General features: G+C 48.3%; 1 protein-coding gene. It reads right to left on the reverse strand.

What is annotated here, in order from left to right:
• On the reverse strand, window positions 1-522 hold a 522-nt coding region (locus NUW87_RS11495; RefSeq protein ID WP_269028662.1), incomplete at its 3' end, for a hypothetical protein.
• Window positions 523-611: the final 89 nt, after the last annotated feature.

Below are 611 nucleotides of genomic sequence, written 5' to 3' on the forward strand. Positions count from 1 at the left end.
AGCATAAAATTTCTTGAGGTATAACCCATTGACGGGTTCTTTGAGTGCGAGGCCTTCAGGAGAGGCCAGGATGTATGCGCCTTTGGTGAGGCACTGTTGGATGATGTAAGGGCCATGCCATAGTGATTCGAATTTGCCGTGGCCAAAGGTGTCATGAGCGATATCGTATGCGAGAACAAGGTCGCCTTCGTGAAATGATCGAAGGTTGACATGGCGATCAAAGGTAGCCTTGGATCGTTTTTTAGCTGCCTCGTTGTTCTGTAATGAGGATCGACGATCTTCATCCAGAGACTCCAAGTTTAGCAAGCGCTGCTCCATTGGAGCAGTGTCAGGTAAAATCTCGATTGCGGTGCGAAGGGTGGGAATTTCGCACTCGATGGGAAGAGTTGCCTCGACCCCATGGACTAAGTGAAATGGCGTAAAACTAGTGGCGGTCTTTACTGTCGTTCGATAAGCCCATAGCGTGGAAAATAACATATGATGCCAATTGGTTTTATGTTTATTAACCGTGCGTTGTAACATGGTCTTGAGGACTTTGTTGACTGCCTCGACCTGTCCGTTTGACTGAGGATAGTACGGTGAGGCGAACTCATGGGAGAAGCCTAACCGAG

Origin of the sequence: Corynebacterium pilbarense (assembly GCF_026930265.1) — a bacterium.
GTDB lineage: Bacteria > Actinomycetota > Actinomycetes > Mycobacteriales > Mycobacteriaceae > Corynebacterium > Corynebacterium pilbarense.